The sequence below is a fragment of the Empedobacter sp. UBA1574 genome, assembly GCF_002322895.1.
GTDB lineage: Bacteria > Bacteroidota > Bacteroidia > Flavobacteriales > Weeksellaceae > Empedobacter > Empedobacter falsenii_B.
In genome coordinates this window covers 62,202-82,154 of the sequence record NZ_DCOI01000027.1, presented here as the reverse complement: position 1 = coordinate 82,154, position 19,953 = coordinate 62,202, and the positions used below count along the sequence as shown (strand labels likewise).

Here is a 19,953-nt window from a genome sequence, read left to right as displayed (position 1 = left end):
AAAAGGTTTAGACCTAACACGTCCTGTGTTAGGTCCAAACCTATATTTTTGAGTAATAAAAATTACTTCAATTCTACTACTGCACCAGCTTCTTCTAGCTGTTTCTTTAAAGCTTCAGCTTCGTCTTTAGAAACTGCTTCTTTAACTGTTGCTGGAGTTGAATCTACTAAATCTTTAGCTTCTTTTAATCCTTTTCCAGTTAATTCTTTAACTAATTTAACAACTGCTAATTTAGATGCACCTGCTTCTTTTAAGATTACGTCGAATTCTGATTGCTCTTCAGCAGCTTCACCTGCTCCACCTGCAGCAACAACTACAGCAGCAGCAGCTGGTTCGATTCCGTATTCATCTTTTAAGATTGTAGATAATTCATTAACTTCTAAAACTGTTAAGTTTACTAACTCTTCAGCTAATTTTTTTAAATCTGCCATTTTAATGCTTTTTGTTTTTTAAACTTTTATTTGATATGAGTGTGTCTTATTCTTCTGAAGCTCCTTCTTCTGCTTTTGCAGCCTCTTTGTTCTCTAATTGAGAAACAACAGTTTTGATTGGAGATTGAAGTAACATGATGATGTCTGCGATTAATTCTTCGCGAGATTTCAATGCTACTAATTGTGGTAATTTGTCATCACCTACGAATGTATTATCTTCAATCCAAGCTCCTTTTAAAATAGGTTTTTCAGATTTTTTTCTGAAAGTATCGATTACTTTAGCTGGTGCATTACCAACTTCAGCAGTCATTAATGCTGTATTTCCTTTTAAAGATCCGTAAAGCTCTTCGAAGTTTTTGTCTTCGATTTGCTCCATAGCTTTCTTTAATAAAGTGTTTTTTACTACGCGTAAAGATACATTGCTTTTGAAGCAAGCTCTTCTTAATTCAGTAGTATTAACAGCGTTTAATCCGTCGATATCTGCTAAGTAGATGATTTTTGCTTCTGCTAATACAGCTTGCAATTCATCTATCATATTTGCTTTATCTTGTTTTGTCATTGCCATAATCTACTAATTTTAAGCGTTTACACTTTTTGGATCTACTGATACACCTACAGATTGAGTTGTAGAAAGCGTGATGCTTTTTACATATGTTCCTTTAGCAGCTGTTGGTTTTAATTTAATTAAAGTTTGAATTAACTCATTCGCATTTTCTTTAATTTTATCAGCATCGAAAGATACTTTACCAACTGCAGCGTGGATGATTCCGTAACGATCTACTTTGAAGTCGATTTTACCTGCTTTTACTTCAGAAACGGCTTTACCTACTTCTAAAGTTACAGTACCTGATTTTGGGTTAGGCATTAATCCACGAGGTCCTAAAACACGTCCTAATGGTCCTAATTTACCCATAACAGCTGGCATAGTAACGATAACGTCAACATCTGTCCAACCTTCTTTAATTTTTTGTAAGTATTCGTCTAATCCTACATAGTCTGCACCTGCTGCTTTAGCTTCTGCTTCTTTGTCTGGAGTAACTAATGCTAATACTTTTACATCTTTACCTGTTCCGTGTGGTAATGAAACTACACCACGAACCATTTGGTTAGCTTTCTTAGGATCTACACCTAAACGAACTGCTATATCTACAGAAGCATCAAACTTAGCGTAGTTAACTTCCTTTACTAATGATGATGCTTCATCAATAGAGTAAAGTTTGTTTTTTTCTACTTTAGCTAATACTTCTTTTTGTCTTTTTGTTAACTTTGCCATTTCCTAAAATGTTTTAATTATTCTGGAGCTTGCCCACCTTTTACAGTTATACCCATAGAACGTGCAGTTCCAGCAACCATTTTCATAGCAGATTCAACAGTAAAACAGTTCATGTCCGCTAATTTGTCTTCAGCAATAGCTCTAACTTGATCCCAAGTAACAGTACCAACTTTTTGACGGTTTGGTACACCTGATGCTTTTTTCAATTTCGCAGCTTCCATTAACTGAATAGCAGCTGGTGGAGTTTTAATTACGAAATCGAATGATTTGTCTTGATACACAGTAATAACAACTGGTAACACTGCACCTTGTTTTTCTTGTGTACGTCCATTAAATTGTTTACAAAACTCCATGATGTTAACACCTGCAGCACCTAAAGCTGGCCCTACTGGTGGCGAAGGATTTGCTTGTCCTCCTTTAACTTGAAGTTTTACAACTTTTTCAATTTTTTTTGCCATTTTTTTAATTCTTAAAATTAAGCGTTATGTGGAAGCAGCCTAAATTTCTACTTTTAATTTGTTGATAGATTGATTATGCAATCTTTTCAACTTGGTTAAAACTTAACTCTAGTGGTGTTTTACGTCCGAAGATTAAAACCATCACTTCAAGTTTACGTTTATCTTCAATGATTTTTTCAACTGTTCCGTTGAAGCCATTGAATGGTCCGTCGATTACTTTTACAGTTTCTCCTACGATGTAAGATATTCCTAAGTTTGTATCAACGTTTTCTGCTAATTCGTCAACTTTACCTAACATTCGGTTAACTTCCGATTGTCTCATTGGTACAGGATCACCTCCTTTCGTTGCACTCAAAAAGCTAATTACACCTGATGTATTCTTTACCATGTGAGGAATTTCCCCTACAAGTTCGGCTTCTATCATGATGTAACCAGGAAAGTGTACTTTTTCCTTTTGATATTTTTTACCGTTACGGATTTGAATCACTTTTTCCATAGGAACAACAATTTGTCCTACATAATCATTCAAATTTTGGTACTGAATTTCTCTTTCAATATAATCCTTAACTTTCAGCTCTTGTCCAGCTACAGTCTTGATTACATACCATTTCTTTTCACTCATGATTCTAATTACTAAACGGGATATTTTACAAACTAAAAAGCGCCGTAGATAAAGTTAAGCACTTGTGTGAATAATGTATCTACCGCATATAAAAATATAGCTAACAAAACTGTAGCTATTGCAACAATAATTGTGTCTCTTTGTAGATCTGAGAATGATGGCCATGTAACATGATCTTTAAATTCTACAAAGGAATCTTTAAAATATTGTACGACTTTCATATCGTTTTCATTTAGCACGGGCACAAGGATTCGAACCCTGATCAACGGTTTTGGAGACCGCTATTCTACCATTGAACTATGCCCGTAGATAAAAAGAGTGGTAATCATTGAAGATTACCACATCTTCTATATTATATTTTGACTAATTAGTCTAAAATTTCAGTTACCTGACCAGCACCAACTGTACGTCCACCTTCACGGATTGCGAAACGTAAACCTTCGTTTAATGCGATTGGTTGTAATAATTCAACTGTAATAGTTAAGTTATCTCCTGGTAAAACCATCTCAACTCCTTCTGGTAAGTTGATTTCCCCTGTTACGTCAGTTGTACGTACGTAGAACTGTGGACGGTAACGGTTATGGAATGGAGTGTGACGACCACCTTCTTCTTTAGTTAAGATATAAACCTCAGCTTTGAATTTTTTGTGTGGTTTAACAGATCCTTGTTTTGCGATAACCATACCACGACGGATGTCAGTTTTATCAACACCACGTAATAATAAACCTACGTTATCACCAGCTTCACCTCTATCTAAGATTTTACGGAACATTTCAACACCTGTTACAGTAGAAGTTAATTTTTCTTCTCCCATACCAACGATGTCAACTGGATCCCCAGAGTTAATTACACCAGCCTCGATACGTCCTGTAGCAACAGTACCACGACCTGTAATAGAGAATACATCCTCTACTGGCATTAAGAATGGTTTATCTTGATCACGAACTGGTTGCTCAATCCACTCATCAACATTGTTCATTAAGTTTAATACAGTTTCAACCCATTGAGGCTCACCGTTTAATGCACCTAAAGCAGATCCTTGGATAACTGGAGTGTTATCTCCGTCATATTCGTAAGAAGATAATAAATCTCTTACTTCCATTTCTACTAACTCTAATAACTCAGCATCGTCAACCATATCAACTTTGTTTAAGAAAACAACGATACGAGGAACGTTTACTTGGCGACATAATAAGATGTGCTCACGAGTTTGAGGCATTGGACCATCAGTAGCAGCTACTACTAAGATACCACCATCCATTTGAGCAGCTCCTGTAACCATGTTTTTTACGTAATCCGCGTGACCTGGACAGTCAACGTGTGCGTAGTGACGGTTAGCAGTTTCATACTCTACGTGAGATGTATTAATTGTAATACCACGCTCTTTTTCTTCTGGAGCATTATCGATTTGATCGAAAGCTTTTGCTTCTGAATAACCAGCATCAGCTAATACTTTAGTAATCGCTGCAGTCAAAGTTGTTTTACCGTGGTCAACGTGACCAATAGTACCAATATTTAAGTGCGGCTTATTACGGTTGAAAGTTTCCTTTGCCATTTTACTTTTTATTAATTTCTATTGTTATACTTAAATTAAAAAAATAACTTTAAATTATTTTCAAGTGTAAAAGTACACTTTTTGATTTATATAAAGATATTAATTTTTGACTCGCGTTAACCTTGGTTTAAATGAGTTTCAACAACTACTTAAAAGATTAACTATACTGGACGAACCAGAATTTGAGCGGGAAACGGGACTCGAACCCGCAACATTCAGCTTGGAAGGCTGACGCTCTACCAATTGAGCTATTCCCGCATTCACTTCTAAAAAGCTTTGCAAATTTAAAGATTAAATCCTAAACCACAAAAAATTTTAAAAATTAAGTTTGTGGGGAGAGCAGGATTCGAACCTGCGAAGGTTACCCAACGGATTTACAGTCCGTCCTCGTTGGCCGCTTGAGTATCTCCCCGCCTTATTTTTTTGTTCTTCTAAAAACCTTGAGCCGATAGAGGGACTCGAACCCACGACCTGCTGATTACAAATCAGCTGCTCTAGCCAGCTGAGCTACATCGGCATTTTTGTTTTTAAAAGCGTTATTTAAAAGAACAGTCCGTTAAATATGTTTGTTTAACGGACTGCAAATTTACGTTGTTTTTTGAATTAACCAAATTTTTAGGTTCTTTTTTTAGTCAATTCCCTATTTTTTATCTTTCGCTAATTTTTTCTTTTTTTCTGATAATTAATTTTTTTAATGTATCTACCGCTAAATCAATACATTCTTCAAAAGATTGTCCTGTTTTACTTACAACAATATCATCTCCTGGTACTTCTAACTTAATATCAACTGTCTTGTTATTTTTTTCTGCAGTATTCTCTAATTTAAAAGAAACATTCGCTGCAATGATTTTGTCTGACAAAGTTTCTAATTTTTCTAATTTTTTCTCTAAATACTCCTCTAAACCTGGTTTAGTATTGAAGTTTACTGCTTGAAAGTTAATTGTCATAATTACTCTTTTTTGTTCTCACGCGGGTGAGCTTTGTTAAACACTTTTTTTAAATTTTCTATACTCCCATGTGTATAAATTTGAGTCGATGACAAACTTGAATGCCCTAAAATATCTTTTACTGCATTCAGATCTGCTCCTGAATCTAACATATGAGTCGCAAATGAATGCCTCAACATATGAGGACTTTTTTTATGTTTTACACTTATAAGACTAAGATAGTATTTTACTTTCGAATAAACAAGATTATCGTACAAAGGTTTTCCTTTTTCTGTTACAAAAACATTCGTACATTGTAAAGTAATTTCGTTATGTTTTCTAGTGTTATAATTCGCCAAATCCTCTAACAGAAAGGTAGAAATAGGAATTATGCGTTCTTTATTTCTTTTTCCAAGAACTTTTATAGAAAGTGTATTCGGATCGATATCATTTTCTTTCAAACCAATTAATTCGGCACGTCGAATTCCTGTTTGATACATTACATCAATCATTAATCGATCACGTAAACCTTCGAATGTGTCAGGGAAAAATTCATCATTATTCAACAAATCATTCAATTCTGCTTCTGTAAAAGGTACTAAAACTTGTTTATTTTGTTTAAGTGAATGAATTTGCTCGATTGGATTAATGGAAAGATGATTTTCTTTGACCAAATATTTATAAAACGTTCGTAAAGCGCTTAATTTGCGATTAACTGTTTTCTCAGACTTTTCTAATTCTGATAAATGCATCACAAATGCACGAATATGATTTTTTGTTGCAAGTTGTATTTCTGACGAATTTTCTTCTTGTTGATAGAACTCAACAAAATCGTCCAAATCTCTTTTGTAGCTAGTAATTGTTAGCGTAGAATAGTTTTTCTCGAGCGCTAAATAATCTAAGAATAGTTGAATAAATTCCATAAAAAAACCTATTCATCAAAGTTACAACTTTAATAAATAGGTCAACAGAAATTAATTTCTTTATATCGTTTAAAACGGCAATTTATGCTTCCTCCTTTTCGATTAAGGCTTGTTTGTAGATTGCTCTACTCATCTTAATTCTATTTGTAACAGAAGGTTTTGTAAATTGTTGACGTGCTCTTAACTGACGTACAACACCTGTTTTATCAAATTTTCTTTTGTATTTTTTTAGAGCTCTTTCGATTGACTCTCCGTCTTTTACTGGTATAATCAACATAATTTTATCTATTTCTTTTTGAGATGGCAAATATACAACTCTTTAGTAATTAAACAAATCGTTTTGTATTAATCTTTCAAAATATTTCTTCCAATCACTAATTTTTGGATCTCAGTTGTTCCTTCACCGATTGTACACAACTTAGAATCACGGTAGAATTTCTCTACTGGAAAATCTTTTGTATATCCGTATCCACCAAATATTTGAACTGCTTCATTCGAGATTTTAACACACGCTTCCGATGCATAATATTTTGCCATTGCACCTTCTGTCGTCATTGGTTTTTTATGATTTTTTAAATAAGATGCTTTACGAATTAATAATTCTGAAGCTTCGATTTCTGTAATCATTTCAGCCAATTTAAAGTTAATTGCTTGGAAATTTGCAATTGCAGTTCCAAATTGATGACGCTCTTGTGCATATTTCAATGCTGCTTTGTATGCTCCTTTCGCGATTCCTAAAGATAAAGCTGCAATCGAGATACGACCACCATCTAAAATCTTAAGTGCTTGCTTGAAACCATCACCAACATTTCCTAAACGATTTGCATCCGAAACACGTACGTTATCGAAGATTAACTCTGCCGTTTCCGAAGCACGCATTCCTAATTTATTTTCTTTTTTACCCGATGTAAAACCTGGCGTTCCTTTTTCTATTACAAAAGCTGTCGCGTTATTTTTAGCTCCTTTCTCTCCTGTTCTTGTCATCACAACCGCAACATCACCAGAAATTGCATGTGTAATAAAGTTTTTTGCTCCGTTAATCACCCATTCATCTCCATCTTTTACAGCTGTTGTAGACATTCCTCCTGCATCAGATCCTGTGTTGTGCTCTGTTAATCCCCAAGCACCAATCCATTCTGCTGTTGCTAATTTTGGTAACCAACGTTGTTTTTGTTCTTCGTTACCGAATTCTAAAATATGATTTGTACAAAGTGAATTATGTGCCGCTACAGACAAACCAATAGAAGGATCAACTTGTGAAATTTCATCTACAATTGATACATATTCATCATATGACAAACCACTTCCTCCATATTCTTCTGGAACAACGATTCCCATGAATCCCATTTTTCCAAGTTCTTTGAAAACTTCAACTGGAAAAGTTTGAGCTTCATCCCACTCCATTATATTCGGTTGAATGTATTGTTTTGCAAAATCTCTTGCCGATTGCGCGATTAATGATAAATTTTCATTTTCTAAGAAATCCATTTTTTTGAGTTTTTTTGTTTTTTTATGACTTTCCTCCAAAAGTAATAAATTTCTATTAAGTGAAAAGTTTTTCTTTTACGATTATTTTTACTCATTAAAAATAATTGACTATCAGCGTGTTTAAGTTAATAATATCCTTAAAAAAAACAAATGTTTAAAGTCATTTTCGGAAATGATATTTGACATTTTAATTCGGATGAATTAATCCGAGTTTTGTTTCGAAAAATAAAATAAACATTATGAAAAAAGGACTATTAATATTAGGAGCAATCTTTGCATCAACAATTTCATTTGGACAAGAGGCTAGTGAATTACATATGCGTGTAAGAGCAACTGGTGTAGTTCCTATGGAAGATGCTAAAATAGAAGCAATAGGTGGAAATGTAGCAGTTACAAACAATCTTATTCCAGAAATTGACTTTACCTATTATATTACAAAAAATATCGCGGCCGAATTAATCTTAGGAACATCTAAACACGAAGTTGTAGCGGTAAATACTGCATTAGGAAATTTAGATTTGGGACGAGTAATGCTGTTACCTCCAACTCTTAATGTACAATATCATTTGTATCCAACCAAAAACCTAAAACCTTATGTTGGTGCTGGAATTAATTATACAATCTTCTATGATCAAGGGCAAGGAAAAGGGAGAAACGCAGCCGTAACTAGTGTAGATTACAAAAACAATGTAGGTTTCGGATTTCAATTAGGATTTGATTACAAAATCAATGATAAATTATACTGGAACGTAGATGTTAAAAAATTATACTTAAACACAGACGTTACAGTTGGTGCAGCTTTAGACAAACAAGTTTATGTACCAGCAGATGTAGATCTTAATCCTTGGTTAATCAGTACTGGTATTGGTTTCAAATTATTCTAAAATCGACCTTTTATATATATTATGATTTTTTATTAACCAACTAAAAGATCAAAAAGAGAAGCAATTGCTTCTCTTTTTTTATTTAATATAATTTATTTTTACTCCTCCACTCTTTTATCTTCGATGTGATTTGTTCGAAAATATTCTCGAACCGAGACAAAAGTAGGCTCTATATGCACTAATACATCTTTTACTTGTGGCATTTTAGCTTGTACAGCATCTTTCAGATCATGACTAATTTTATGTCCTTCCACCACCGAAATCGTTCCATCGACTATTGCATGTAAATCGACATAATAATTCATTCCATTCTTACGCACATTACATTTTTCAGTCGCCATAACACCCGGAACATGCGAAGCGATTTCTCTAATTTGTTCAATTTCATTTTCGTACAATTGCTCATCCATAATTTCTCCCAACGCAGGTCGAAGGATTTTGTACGCATTATATAAAATAAAACTTGATGCAAAAAGTGCTGCAACATCATCTGCTGCCTCCCAACCTGGTCCCATTACCAATGAAATCGAAATTCCGATAAACGCCATTAACGATGTAATTGCGTCCGAACGATGATGCCAAGCATCTGCTTTTAGAGAAGAACTATTGGTTTCAACACTTTTTCGCATTACATACTGAAACGATAATTCTTTGAATAAAATAATTCCTCCAAGAACTAATAAGGTAAATGGTTTGGGCTGATGATGTGGTGTAATAATATTGTTAATACTTTCTTTTGCAATGATAATCGCAGAAACAATAAGGAAAGTAACCACTAAAAATGTGATTAACGCTTCTGCTTTTCCGTGTCCATAAGGATGATTTTCATCTGCAGGTTTTGCAGAATACTTTAGTCCAAAGAAAACAAATATAGAAGAAAAAACATCTGCCGAAGACTCGATTGCATCTGCAATAAGTGCGTAAGAATTCCCAAAATAACCAGCCAAAAACTTAATTCCAGCCAAAGAAGCGTTTCCTACAATACTAAAAATTGAAGCTTTGATTGCTTTTTCCGAATTATCATTCATACCAAAAAAATAAGCCCTACAAATGTAAGGCTTATTCTAATTTTGTATCTCGAAAATATTATTTTTCTAAGAATGGGTATTTGTAATCTTTTGCAGGAACAAATGTTTCTTTGATTGTTTGAACAGAAGTCCAACGTAACAAGTTCATTGCAGAACCTGCTTTATCATTTGTACCAGAAGCACGCGCTCCACCAAATGGTTGTTGACCTACAACTGCACCTGTTGGTTTATCGTTGATGTAGAAATTTCCACAAGCATTTTTCAATGCTTTAGCAGCTAATTCTACAGCAGCACGATCTTTCGCGAAGATTGATCCTGTTAATGCGTAAGCAGAAGTTTCGTCAACTAATTTTAAAGTTGCTTCAAATTCATTTTCATCATAAACATAAACTGATAATACAGGTCCGAAGATTTCTTCTACCATTGATTCATATTTAGGATTCGTTGCTTTGATAACTGTTGGTTGAACAAAATATCCAACTGAATCATCATAAGTACCACCGATTACAACTTCAGCTTCAGAAGATGCTTGTGCACGATCGATATATGCTTTAGATTTTTCGAAAGAGTTTTTATCGATAACCGCTGTCATGAAATTAGAGAAATCCTCTGGAGATCCTAATCTAACAGTTGCTAACATTTCTTTCATTTGTTTCTCAACTTCGTTCCATAAGTTAGATGGAATATAAGCACGAGAAGCAGCAGAACATTTTTGTCCTTGGTATTCAAATGCTCCACGAACTAAACCTACAGCAACTTCTGTTGGACAAGCTGATTTGTGAACCATTACGAAATCTTTTCCTCCTGTTTCTCCTACGATACGTGGATAAGTTCTGTAATTGTTGATGTTATCTCCAATTTGTTTCCATAAAGTATTGAAAACTTTTGTAGAACCTGTGAAGTGTAAACCTGCGAAATCTTTGTGTTCTAAAACTGTTTTTGCAGTTTCTGCTCCATCAGTTAAGATCATGTTGATTACACCATCTGGTAAACCAGCTTTTTTGAACACTTCCATTGTTACTTTAGCAGCTAAAGTTTGTTTATCAGAAGGTTTCCAAACTACAACGTTCCCCATCAAAGCCATACAAGATGGTAAGTTACCAGCGATTGCAGTAAAATTGAATGGAGTAATTGCGAAAGTAAATCCTTCTAATGGACGATAATCTACACGATTCCAAATTCCAGGAGAAGAAATTGGTTGATCTGCATAAATTTCTGTCATGTATTGTACATTGAAACGTAAAAAGTCAATCAACTCACAAGCTGAATCAATTTCTGCTTGCATTGCATTTTTAGATTGACCAATCATTGTTGCAGCATTTATTTTTGCACGGTAAGGACCAGCAATCAAATCTGCAGCTTTCAAGAAAATTGCCGCTCTATCTTCCCAAGGCATTGCAACCCAAGCTTCTTTTGCAGCTAAAGCTGTATCAATCGCTTTTCTTACATCATCTTGTGTTCCTTCGTGGAAATAACCAACAACTTTTTGGTGGTCATGTGGAGGACGAATTTCTTTTTTATTTCCTGAAAAAATTTCTTCAGAACCAATGTATTGAGGAACTTCAGTTACCTCGTTAAACATTTTTTTGTAAGCGTCTAATAATTGCGCACGCTCTGGTGTTCCAGGAGCATATGATTTTACCTCTTCGTTAACAGCGTGAGGAATTTGAGCAAATGATTTTGACATTTTGATTATTTTGTTTGTTTATACTTTTCAAAGTTCAAATTTAAGAAAAATAAATGGAAATGTTTCAGTTCAGATAATTAAGTCTTTTACCACTTTAAACATAAAATCATCCATTATTCTTCCTTTTTATTTTCTTTTTTATCTTTTGTATGAAGAATTTGATTTTCGATATTCTCTAAATATTGGATTTGCATTTCCTGTATTTCTAATAATTTCTTATTCTGATGAACCAATAAATGATCTATTTTTTCGCTTAATAATTTTATTTCCAATTCAGCTTTCAAGTTAATTTTATAATCATGTTCGGCTCTATCACGGTCTTTATCTTCTTGACGATTTTGACTCATCATAATAATTGGAGCTTGTATTGCTGCTAAACAAGACAAAATCAAATTGAGTAAAATAAATGGATAGGGATCAAAACCTTTGTTGTGCAACATCCAAAAATTAAGAAACATCCAAACCAATAAGAAAATAAAAAACGAAATAATAAATGTCCAACTTCCTCCAAAAGACGCTACTTTATCTGCGATTCTATCGCCTGTTGTCAATGGCTTTGATGTATTTTCTTTTATATTTTCGGAAAGAATAGAATTATCACGAATTGCTTCTACTACATCTTGATCCAATTTTTCCATTTCACCTTTTTCTTGCGAAATCAAATTTGCAAAAAATTGACGACGATATTTGTTCAATATTTTTATCGAAACATAATCTTCTTCGGTAATTGCTGGATAATCTTGCTCAATCAATTTAAAAATCTCTTGCTGAATTTCTTTTCCTTTTACAGCTTCGTAGCGATTAATTGGTTCTTGAGTTACAAAACATTTCATAATAATCTATTTTAGTCAAAAATCACATCACAAAAAACGCTCCTAAAATTAGAAGCGTTTTAATTATTAAAAGTTATTTGTGTAATAATCGAAATATTTACAATTTGATTTTATTTCTTGATATGTTTTCGTGTCCGAATATTGTTTCAAATTTTTAAAATTAGAACGATAATTTGCCACTTTAAACGCTAAAATTTTATCTTCGTTGTCATATTGATTTTCGTACAAACGTTTCAACACAGGATCTTTTGCATTATAAAATCTTCCTTGTTCATTCTTAGACAATGCAAATAAAATTTGCGCTTTCATTTCTTTGTCTTTTGTCGAATCAAAAGCTTTTTTCAAATAATTTTCTGACGGCGTAAAATTATCTACGTAGTTTCCACCCCAACCGAAACTTTTGTAAAAGAAGTTGCTTGTCGCTTCATATTGATCACCATAATTATTAAATTTTGGTCCATTATCATTGTTTCGATCAAATGTCAACAAATAACGATAATAGCCTAAAGTCGTCGTATTGTAAAAGAAATTCCCCAACAAATAATTCGCTTTTGCAGCTTCTTCGGTATTCTTCTTTGCTATTTTATTCAATTCAATCATCGCATTTGTCAATTCTAATTTTGACATTTTTGGTTTGATAAATTTAAATTCATTCAAATAAGGAGTTGCGATCACTTGATTTTCGTCACAATTAAAACATTCAATCTTATTATATCCAAAGATTTTATTCGGAATATTATGATAACCATCAAACTGATTTTCTACCCAAGTTTTGCTTTCTTTTTCTGTTGTATAATCGTAATCATAAACAAAATAAGCACTTTCTGACGTGTGATATTTTTGATCAATCTTCTCAAATTCTTTTTTCGCCAAATCAAATTTCATTTCGCCTAAATACAATGTTCCTTTGAAATCGGCTAAATAATCTGATAATTTAAACTGAATTTCTTTTGATTTTTTTGTTCTCCAATCCCATGAACTCGATTTTACTTTTGCATTAATCAAATATTTTTCGAAAGCTGTTTTATTCGATTTTTTATCCAATTTATCTAAATCATTGATAATCGCCCAATCTGGATTTGAACCTAATTGTGTAATTTCATTATGAATCAAAAATGCTTTTCCTTTGTCACCTTGCAAAAAATATCGATTTGCTAAAACATCTAAAATCACATTTTTCAAGTTCATTTTTTGATCATCTTCATCCGAATAACCATAGACATCTTCTGGTAATTTTGGATATTCATAATTCAAAATCGACGCATATTTTTGCATCAATTGATTCTCAAAACTATCTGTAATTTTCTTTTGTTCGAAAATTTCTAATAAAATTTCAATCACTTTTTTCTGTTGTTGAAATTCTTTCGAAGTTGAATTTACTTTGGTTAAATACGTTTTTGTTTCCGCAAAATTTTTGTTCAATAAATTCAAATATGCCACCGATAATTTCCAATATTCTTTGTCGTCAGCTTTTATCGCTTGTGATTTTGCCAGAGCAATCAATTCATTAATCTGAACTTCATCTTTTGAATCTTCGGGGTTACTGTAATAATTGCCATTTGTTTTTACAGGTAAATATAAATCTGTATATTTTTTTCGTTCTTGAGAAGAATTCCAATAATAATCTTCAGGATTTTGTTGCAAATATTCGCGTTCAATTAAATTAATAGAACGTGCAAATAAAATTCTCGCTTGTGGCGCATTTACATCATTCGCAATAATTTTTTTCGCAGGAGCTAACGGATTCGAAAAATCATTATAACCAATCAATAAATACAAATCATTTTTTTCTTGAATCGTTTTGGCATTGGCTAACATTTTCTCATAATTCAAATCTTCTGTCACGCGCATCGATTGATAAGCACTCATTTTTCGATCATTCGAATGAGAAAAAACTTCGAAAAAGTCATAATTCGCCTGAATATAATTTCCAAGTGCACGCTCCGCTCCACCTTTTTGATCTAACGCATAATAATACATCGAATTTTTGAGTCCTTGCGACGCCACATACATATTAAAATAATTGATAGCGTCTTTATATTCGTGGAAATAATGCGCAAAACGCACCAATTGATAACCGTAACGAACTTTTAATTCTTTGTCCGTTTCTGCATTCCAACTTTTCTTTAGAACCTCAAGAACTTTTCTATAGTTTAGATTATTGACATTTTTTTCTGGACGATCTACATACGACCATTCACCATTATCGATATAATAAAAAGCCATATAAGGCTCTAAATACTTGGCATACGACAAGTAAAGTAAACTTTGCTTATTCTTTTTTACCCAATCTGTTGTCGCAAAATTATAGTTCGTATTGGACGATTTTCCATTCTTTACCATCAAATCAATTTCTTGTTTCGATACTTTAAAAACCAACTCAAACGCTTGCTGATAGCTAATTCCTAACGTTTTTTGCCAATCCAAAATATTCTCATTCTTTTGATTTGCATCCATCGTATAATATGGATTATCCAACGTCATCAAAAATGGCTGATATTGAGGCGCTTCGCTTAAAGTTTGCGAAAAAAGATTGTAGTAATAATAATCTTCTCCACCTCCATCAGCACACGCAAATACTTTGGTTAAACCAAAAGTTAAGCATAAAGTAAGTACTATTTTTTTCATAATTGTGTTGGTATTGTTTTCAAAAATTTTGAGTCTAAATGATAATAAATCAAGCGATAATTGTAAGATAATTTTGTATCGATAAATGATTTTGTTTCAATTAATAATTCAGGAGAAATCATTTCAACTTTTATTGTAAAACCTTTGCTCACATAAAAATTTCGTACAAAAAAATCATCTTCCACTTCATAAAATCCATTTCTGATTTTCTTTACAGGTTTTCCTATCAAATCTTGCTCCGAAAAAGAATTGATTAATTTTATTTTTCCTTGATGATTTGTCAAAATTGCCCACGAATAAATTGGCAAAGCAACATCTAATTTGATTGGATAATCGTTCAAGTTTTTTAAATAATCTTTTGCTATTTTCAAATCTAAAATCGAATTATTTTCAGATTGATCAGTTGGATTTTCGGTTGCATAACACATCAAAACCATTTTATCCAAAGGCGGAACTCCTTCTTTGTCTTTAAATTTGACTTGATGCAAACGCAAAGTTGCCGAAAGTTTTTTGCCCGAAATATGTTTCAATTCCGACAAAAACATAAAATAATTTTCGCGCGTAGATTTCGTCCAATCACAATCTATCTGAATTTCATTGAAACTTTTTAGATTTCCTCTTTCAGCCGTTTCACTCAAAAAATTATACACATCTTTTGCTAAAATTTTGATTTGATCTTTTGATGTATTCAGAAAAGTTTGATTGGTAATAAAAACCGTCGGAATATAATTGACATTGAGTTTCGTTGCATCAAAATTCTGAATAATTCCAACTGGAGAAATTTTATTCAACTTTTTATCCACATCAAAAAAACGAACATAAATATTTTCCACTTTTAGTGAATCAACCGCTTTTTTCTCTGTTTCATTCACCGAATAATTACTTCGCCAATAATAAAAATCAATTGGTGATTTTTTGGTTTCAGAAGTACATCCAACCAAACTAATTATCGTAAACAGTATTAAAAATCTAAATAAAAATTTCATACTCAAATTTAACTCAAAATCTATAAATCACAATCGATGAAAATAGTGAGATTTTATCAAATTAATTGTCGAAATTTATCCTCTATAATATTCTTAAAAAATGAATGATAAAAATTTTCAGCGTGTAATCGAAATGTCTTTTGCAAATGTTTATCCGCATTACATCACAAAAGCAGAAAAGAAAAACCGAACAAAAACGGAAGTTGATCAAATTATTTTTTGGTTAACAGGTTATACTGAAAAAGATTTGGAAGAAATTTTAACGAAGAAAACTAACTTTCATGATTTTTTTGAAAATGCACCAAAGTTTAATCCAAATGCAACTAAAATAAAAGGTGTGATTTGCGGTTATCGTGTGGAAGAAATTGAAAATCCATTGATGCAAAAAATTCGATATTTAGACAAATTAATCGATGAATTAGCCAAAGGAAAAATAATGGAAAAAATTTTGAGAAGTTAAGCTACTTATCTCCTCGAATTTCCAGTTCCATATCCCATCAACACATCGTATCGTTGTCCCCAAGGGCGATAGTAAAACAATGCTTGATATTGATTTTCGGTTTGCCAAAAACTTCCGCTCACATAACTTGGATCGATTTTGCCTGTTTTGGTATTTTTTACGACATATTGATAATTGTAATAACCTTGTTTCAAGAATAATTCGGTTACCCAAAATCCTGCATCGTCTTTTTCTAATTTCGAATTTTCATCAATTTCCCAATTATTAAAAGCACCTACAACATACGGAACGTATAATCCATTTTGATCTTCGAAAGCATCTAAGGCAAAATAAACCCATGAATAATCTGCTTCAGAATTTGCTGCATATTCGTTTCCATAACGGTTATTTCGGATATAAAAATTACCATTAATGTCTGGATAATCATCATAAGGTAAATTATATTTCGGAATATCTGCACGCAAAACAGTGTGATAAACACTATCTTTTCTGAATGTTTTTTCTGTTGTTAAACTCGGAACTTCTAAATTTTTGTTATCAAACCAATTGTATTCTGCACCACCGTCAAACAAAATATTAGTATCATTATATGTTAATTGATTTGGACGAGAAAAAGATGGTCGATTGACAAAATAACCTTCGTTCCAATTGTTATTTTTCATCAAAAATAATCTTGCACCATCAGGAACTTCAGTTAAATTTTGTGTTCCACTCGAAACTTGAACTTGCAAACGCTGATTCAATTCTTTTACGGTTGGATTATTGTAACGAGAAACCATCACTCCAACATCCGCAATTGGTTGATAAACGGCAAAACGTTTCGTGAAAATTGGGTTTGAATCATTTTCTAAATACACTTTTAACACATAATTTCCAGGTAATTTTACATTCATTTGATCATTCGGAAATTGAATTTGATAATTGGTATATTTTTGATACGTATTGAATGAATTCTTATATGTTCGCGCATAATCAGCATTAACACCATTTAAAAATTCGGTTTGAAAAATATTCGATTCTGACCAATCTGCATTTCTGTGTTCAATAGAATATTGATAACGCTTATAACCTGCACTGATATCATCAAAAAGAAAAATTAATCTTTCGCTAGAACCTAACTTGATAACGGGTGTATTATCGTTTGTTTGCGGATTAAAAACTTGAACCGTCTTGATATTCTTTGGAGGAATTACATCTTGAAATTGCCCAAAAAGAATTGAAGTCAATAGACAAAGTATAATCGAATAGAATTTCATTTTCATTATAATTTTGATTGTTAAAAATACAAAAAAAGCGCATGCCTTTTTGAAAAAGACATACGCTTATATAACTCTAAAATTTATTTTTTAGTACAAAGCAGGAAACTCGTTTGGTTTCGCTTCGCGCATTAGTTCATAGACTTGTTCTGTAATATCATCAACAGAAGGTTTTGAAAAATAATCTCCATCAGTCGCATACGCAGGACGGTGAGCTTTCGCTGTAATCGTCAATGGTGCGCTATCTAATGTAAAATATCCACCTTGTTTCTCGATAATTTCTTGTAACAAGAATGCACTTGCTCCACCTGGAACATCTTCGTCAACAATAACTAAACGATTCGTTTTGTTCAAACTTTTTGCAACATCTGCATTGATATCGAAAGGCAATAAAGATTGTGCATCAATTACTTCAACAGAAATACCTAGTTGCTCCAATTCTTTCGCAGCATCCATCACAATTCTCCAAGTAGAACCGTATGTTAATAACGTTACATCTTTTCCTTCTTTTGTAATTTCTACTTCACCTATTGGCGTTGTAAATTCTCCAATATTAGTTGGTGCAGGTTCTTTCAAACGATAACCATTCAAACTTTCTACAACAATTGCAGGCTCATCTGCTTGCATCAATGTATTGTAAAAACCTGCGGCTTTTGTTAAATCACGTGGAACTAAAACATTCACGCCACGAACCAAATTCAAAATTCCTCCCATTGGCGAACCTGAATGCCAAACACCTTCTAAACGGTGACCACGCGTTCTGATAATCACAGGCGCTTTTTGACCTCCATTCGAACGATAAAGCACAGTTGCCAAATCATCAGAAATTCCTTGTAAACAATAAAGGATATAATCTAAATATTGAATTTCTGCAATTGGACGTAAACCACGCATCGCTAATCCAATTCCTTGACCAAGAATTGTTGCTTCGCGAATACCTGTATCCGAAATACGATCGATACCATATTTTGCTTGAAGACCTTCTAAACCTTGGTTTACATCACCAATATTTCCAGCATCTTCACCAAAAACTAATGCCTTTGGATATTTTTCGAAGATTTTATCAAAGTTATCACGAACAATTACACGACCATCTTCTAACGCTGGATTTTCTCCAAACTCAGGTTTTACTTGTGGTACTTGAGTTGCCGTTCCTGAAACTAATTTAGTCGAATAGATTTCTTCTTCGCGCTTCATTTTGGCATCTAACCAAGAAATTAATTCAGCTTTTGTAACTAAATTTTCTGAACGTATTAAACGAATTACTTTACGAACAGCTCCATAAACATCACGTTTGAAAGGACTTTTCTTTGATTTTAGATTACTAATTTCAATGTTGATAAAAGCACCGTTTGCACTTTCTAAAGCAATTTTCGTTAATAATTCTAACGCTTCATTTTTCAAATCCAAAATTGGATTCAAATAATCGTCCCAACATTGTTTTTGAGAAGCTTTTACTTCAGCTTTTACTTCAGCTTCTAATTGATCCAACTCTTCCGCAGAAATAATTGCTTCTGAATGATCTGCAAATGCTAAAATATATTCACGGAATTTTGAGATTCCATCAAAATCTTTTTCCCATGTCAAACGCTCCTCTGATTTATAACGCTCGTGCGAACCAGAAGTCGAGTGACCTTGTGGTTGCGTACATTCTTGCACGTGTACAATACACGGAATGTGATGCTCACGCGCAAATCTTTCTGCACGTGTATACGCTTCAATCAAAGCAGGATAATCCCACGCTTTTACAGTAATAATTTCGTAACCTCTTTCCTCTTCCGTTCTTCCGAAACCTGATAATAATTCAGAAAGATTCGATTTTGTGCGTTGAAATTTAGCTGGTACAGAAATTCCGTAACCATCGTCCCAAATAGAAACAACCATTGGCACTTGCAAAACTCCACCTGCATTTATCGTTTCCCAAAAATGACCTTCAGAAGTACTTGCGTCACCAATTGTTCCGAAAGCAATTTCATTTCCGTTTACAGAAAATTGTTGATCTTCGTCTGATTGAGGAACATTTCTAAAATATTTTGAAGCTTGTGCTAAGCCTAACAAACGTGGCATTTGACCAGCTGTTGGCGAAATATCAGCACTCGAATTTTTTTGTTCTGTTAATTTTTTCCAAGAACCATCTTCATTTAAAGAACGTGTTCCGAAATGAGATGTCATTTGACGACCTCCTGATGAAGGTTCTTTCTCTAAATCTGTTAAAGCGTATAATTGTGCAAAAAATTGTTCAACAGTTAATTGACCAATTGCGAACATAAATGTTTGATCGCGATAGTATCCAGAACGGAAATCTCCATTTTTGAATACTTTTGCCATTGCAATTTGTGGTAATTCTTTTCCATCACCAAAAATCCCAAATTTTGCTTTCCCAGTAAGTACTTCTCTTCTTCCTAAAAGACTTGCTTCACGAGACATAAAAGCCGTCTTGTAATCATTAATGATTTGACTTTTAAACTCTTCGAAAGTAATTTTATTTACCTCTTTTGTTTCCATTTCTTTTGTT

The 19,953-nt window shown here is 33.1% G+C and carries 20 protein-coding genes and 4 tRNA genes; 2 read left to right on the top strand and 22 right to left on the bottom strand.

Annotation, left to right across the window (positions count from 1 at the left end; translation table 11 throughout):
• Positions 1–62: 62 nt before the first annotated feature.
• The 15 genes from rplL to B3578_RS07950 form a co-directional block, all read right to left on the bottom strand.
• Entirely contained in the window at positions 63–431 is a 369-nt protein-coding gene (gene rplL / locus B3578_RS08020; RefSeq protein ID WP_019974307.1) for a 50S ribosomal protein L7/L12, read from the bottom strand.
• A gap of 46 nt (positions 432–477) precedes the next feature.
• Positions 478–990 (bottom strand): 50S ribosomal protein L10, encoded by a 513-nt coding sequence (rplJ, locus tag B3578_RS08015; RefSeq protein ID WP_125349460.1) that lies wholly within the window; start codon positions 988–990, stop codon positions 478–480.
• Positions 991–1,008: 18 nt separating this feature from the next.
• Positions 1,009–1,704, bottom strand: coding sequence for a 50S ribosomal protein L1 (gene rplA / locus B3578_RS08010; RefSeq protein ID WP_038331070.1), 696 nt, complete (start codon positions 1,702–1,704; stop codon positions 1,009–1,011).
• Between the two features lie 17 nt (positions 1,705–1,721).
• Entirely contained in the window at positions 1,722–2,162 is a 441-nt protein-coding gene (rplK, locus tag B3578_RS08005) for a 50S ribosomal protein L11 (RefSeq protein WP_038331069.1), read from the bottom strand.
• A gap of 73 nt (positions 2,163–2,235) precedes the next feature.
• Positions 2,236–2,784, bottom strand: a complete 549-nt coding sequence (gene nusG, locus B3578_RS08000) for a transcription termination/antitermination protein NusG (protein ID WP_219033762.1) — start codon at positions 2,782–2,784, stop codon at positions 2,236–2,238.
• A 32-nt stretch (positions 2,785–2,816) separates the two neighbouring features.
• Positions 2,817–3,005, bottom strand: coding sequence for a preprotein translocase subunit SecE (gene secE, locus B3578_RS07995; RefSeq protein ID WP_038331172.1), 189 nt, complete (start codon positions 3,003–3,005; stop codon positions 2,817–2,819).
• 15 nt (positions 3,006–3,020) lie between these two features.
• Positions 3,021–3,091: transfer RNA gene (locus tag B3578_RS07990), tRNA-Trp, on the bottom strand.
• Positions 3,092–3,151: 60 nt separating this feature from the next.
• The gene (tuf, locus tag B3578_RS07985) at positions 3,152–4,339 is read right to left on the bottom strand and encodes an elongation factor Tu (protein ID WP_038331067.1); all 1,188 of its coding nucleotides are present in this window, start codon (positions 4,337–4,339) and stop codon (positions 3,152–3,154) included.
• Positions 4,340–4,524: 185 nt separating this feature from the next.
• Positions 4,525–4,597 (bottom strand) — tRNA-Gly (locus B3578_RS07980).
• A 73-nt stretch (positions 4,598–4,670) separates the two neighbouring features.
• Positions 4,671–4,751, bottom strand: a tRNA-Tyr gene (locus B3578_RS07975).
• Positions 4,752–4,782: 31 nt separating this feature from the next.
• Positions 4,783–4,856 (bottom strand) — tRNA-Thr (locus tag B3578_RS07970).
• Between the two features lie 130 nt (positions 4,857–4,986).
• A complete protein-coding gene (gene hpf / locus B3578_RS07965; RefSeq protein WP_038331066.1) occupies positions 4,987–5,286 on the bottom strand; it encodes a ribosome hibernation-promoting factor, HPF/YfiA family in 300 nt (99 codons plus the stop codon).
• 2 nt (positions 5,287–5,288) lie between these two features.
• Positions 5,289–6,188, bottom strand: a complete 900-nt coding sequence (locus B3578_RS07960; protein WP_125349436.1) for a tyrosine-type recombinase/integrase — start codon at positions 6,186–6,188, stop codon at positions 5,289–5,291.
• An 82-nt stretch (positions 6,189–6,270) separates the two neighbouring features.
• Complete coding sequence (gene rpsU / locus B3578_RS07955) at positions 6,271–6,465, bottom strand: 30S ribosomal protein S21 (protein ID WP_038331168.1); 195 nt, start codon at positions 6,463–6,465, stop codon at positions 6,271–6,273.
• A gap of 68 nt (positions 6,466–6,533) precedes the next feature.
• Complete coding sequence (locus B3578_RS07950) at positions 6,534–7,676, bottom strand: acyl-CoA dehydrogenase family protein (protein ID WP_038331167.1); 1,143 nt, start codon at positions 7,674–7,676, stop codon at positions 6,534–6,536.
• 239 nt (positions 7,677–7,915) lie between these two features.
• Here B3578_RS07950 and B3578_RS07945 point away from each other — a divergent pair, with 239 nt between their 5' ends.
• Entirely contained in the window at positions 7,916–8,560 is a 645-nt protein-coding gene (locus B3578_RS07945; RefSeq protein ID WP_286495079.1) for an OmpW/AlkL family protein, read from the top strand.
• A gap of 98 nt (positions 8,561–8,658) precedes the next feature.
• On the opposite strand, the gene B3578_RS07940 is transcribed toward B3578_RS07945, so the two are convergent.
• The 5 genes from B3578_RS07940 to B3578_RS07920 all read right to left on the bottom strand — a co-directional run bounded on the left by B3578_RS07940 (position 8,659) and on the right by B3578_RS07920 (position 15,722).
• Positions 8,659–9,588, bottom strand: coding sequence for a cation diffusion facilitator family transporter (locus tag B3578_RS07940; RefSeq protein ID WP_125349438.1), 930 nt, complete (start codon positions 9,586–9,588; stop codon positions 8,659–8,661).
• A gap of 58 nt (positions 9,589–9,646) precedes the next feature.
• On the bottom strand, positions 9,647–11,275 hold the full coding sequence (pruA, locus tag B3578_RS07935) for an L-glutamate gamma-semialdehyde dehydrogenase (RefSeq protein ID WP_219033765.1): 1,629 nt from the start codon (positions 11,273–11,275) through the stop codon (positions 9,647–9,649).
• Between the two features lie 113 nt (positions 11,276–11,388).
• Positions 11,389–12,108 carry a DUF1003 domain-containing protein gene (locus B3578_RS07930; RefSeq protein ID WP_291047729.1) on the bottom strand — a complete coding sequence of 240 codons (720 nt, stop codon included), beginning with the start codon at positions 12,106–12,108 and terminating at the stop codon, positions 11,389–11,391.
• Positions 12,109–12,174: 66 nt separating this feature from the next.
• Positions 12,175–14,736, bottom strand: coding sequence for a hypothetical protein (locus B3578_RS07925; protein WP_291047727.1), 2,562 nt, complete (start codon positions 14,734–14,736; stop codon positions 12,175–12,177).
• Entirely contained in the window at positions 14,733–15,722 is a 990-nt protein-coding gene (locus tag B3578_RS07920; RefSeq protein ID WP_291047725.1) for a hypothetical protein, read from the bottom strand. Before B3578_RS07920 ends, B3578_RS07925 begins: the two co-directional genes overlap by 4 nt.
• 100 nt (positions 15,723–15,822) lie before the next feature.
• Here B3578_RS07920 and B3578_RS07915 point away from each other — a divergent pair, with 100 nt between their 5' ends.
• On the top strand, positions 15,823–16,182 hold the full coding sequence (locus B3578_RS07915; protein WP_291047723.1) for a DUF2200 domain-containing protein: 360 nt from the start codon (positions 15,823–15,825) through the stop codon (positions 16,180–16,182).
• A gap of 5 nt (positions 16,183–16,187) precedes the next feature.
• Here the strand turns inward: B3578_RS07915 and B3578_RS07910 are convergent, their stop codons facing one another.
• Positions 16,188–17,444, bottom strand: a complete 1,257-nt coding sequence (locus tag B3578_RS07910) for a type IX secretion system plug protein domain-containing protein (protein WP_286495085.1) — start codon at positions 17,442–17,444, stop codon at positions 16,188–16,190.
• An 84-nt stretch (positions 17,445–17,528) separates the two neighbouring features.
• Complete coding sequence (locus B3578_RS07905) at positions 17,529–19,943, bottom strand: alpha-ketoacid dehydrogenase subunit alpha/beta (RefSeq protein ID WP_291047720.1); 2,415 nt, start codon at positions 19,941–19,943, stop codon at positions 17,529–17,531.
• Positions 19,944–19,953 lie beyond the last annotated feature (10 nt).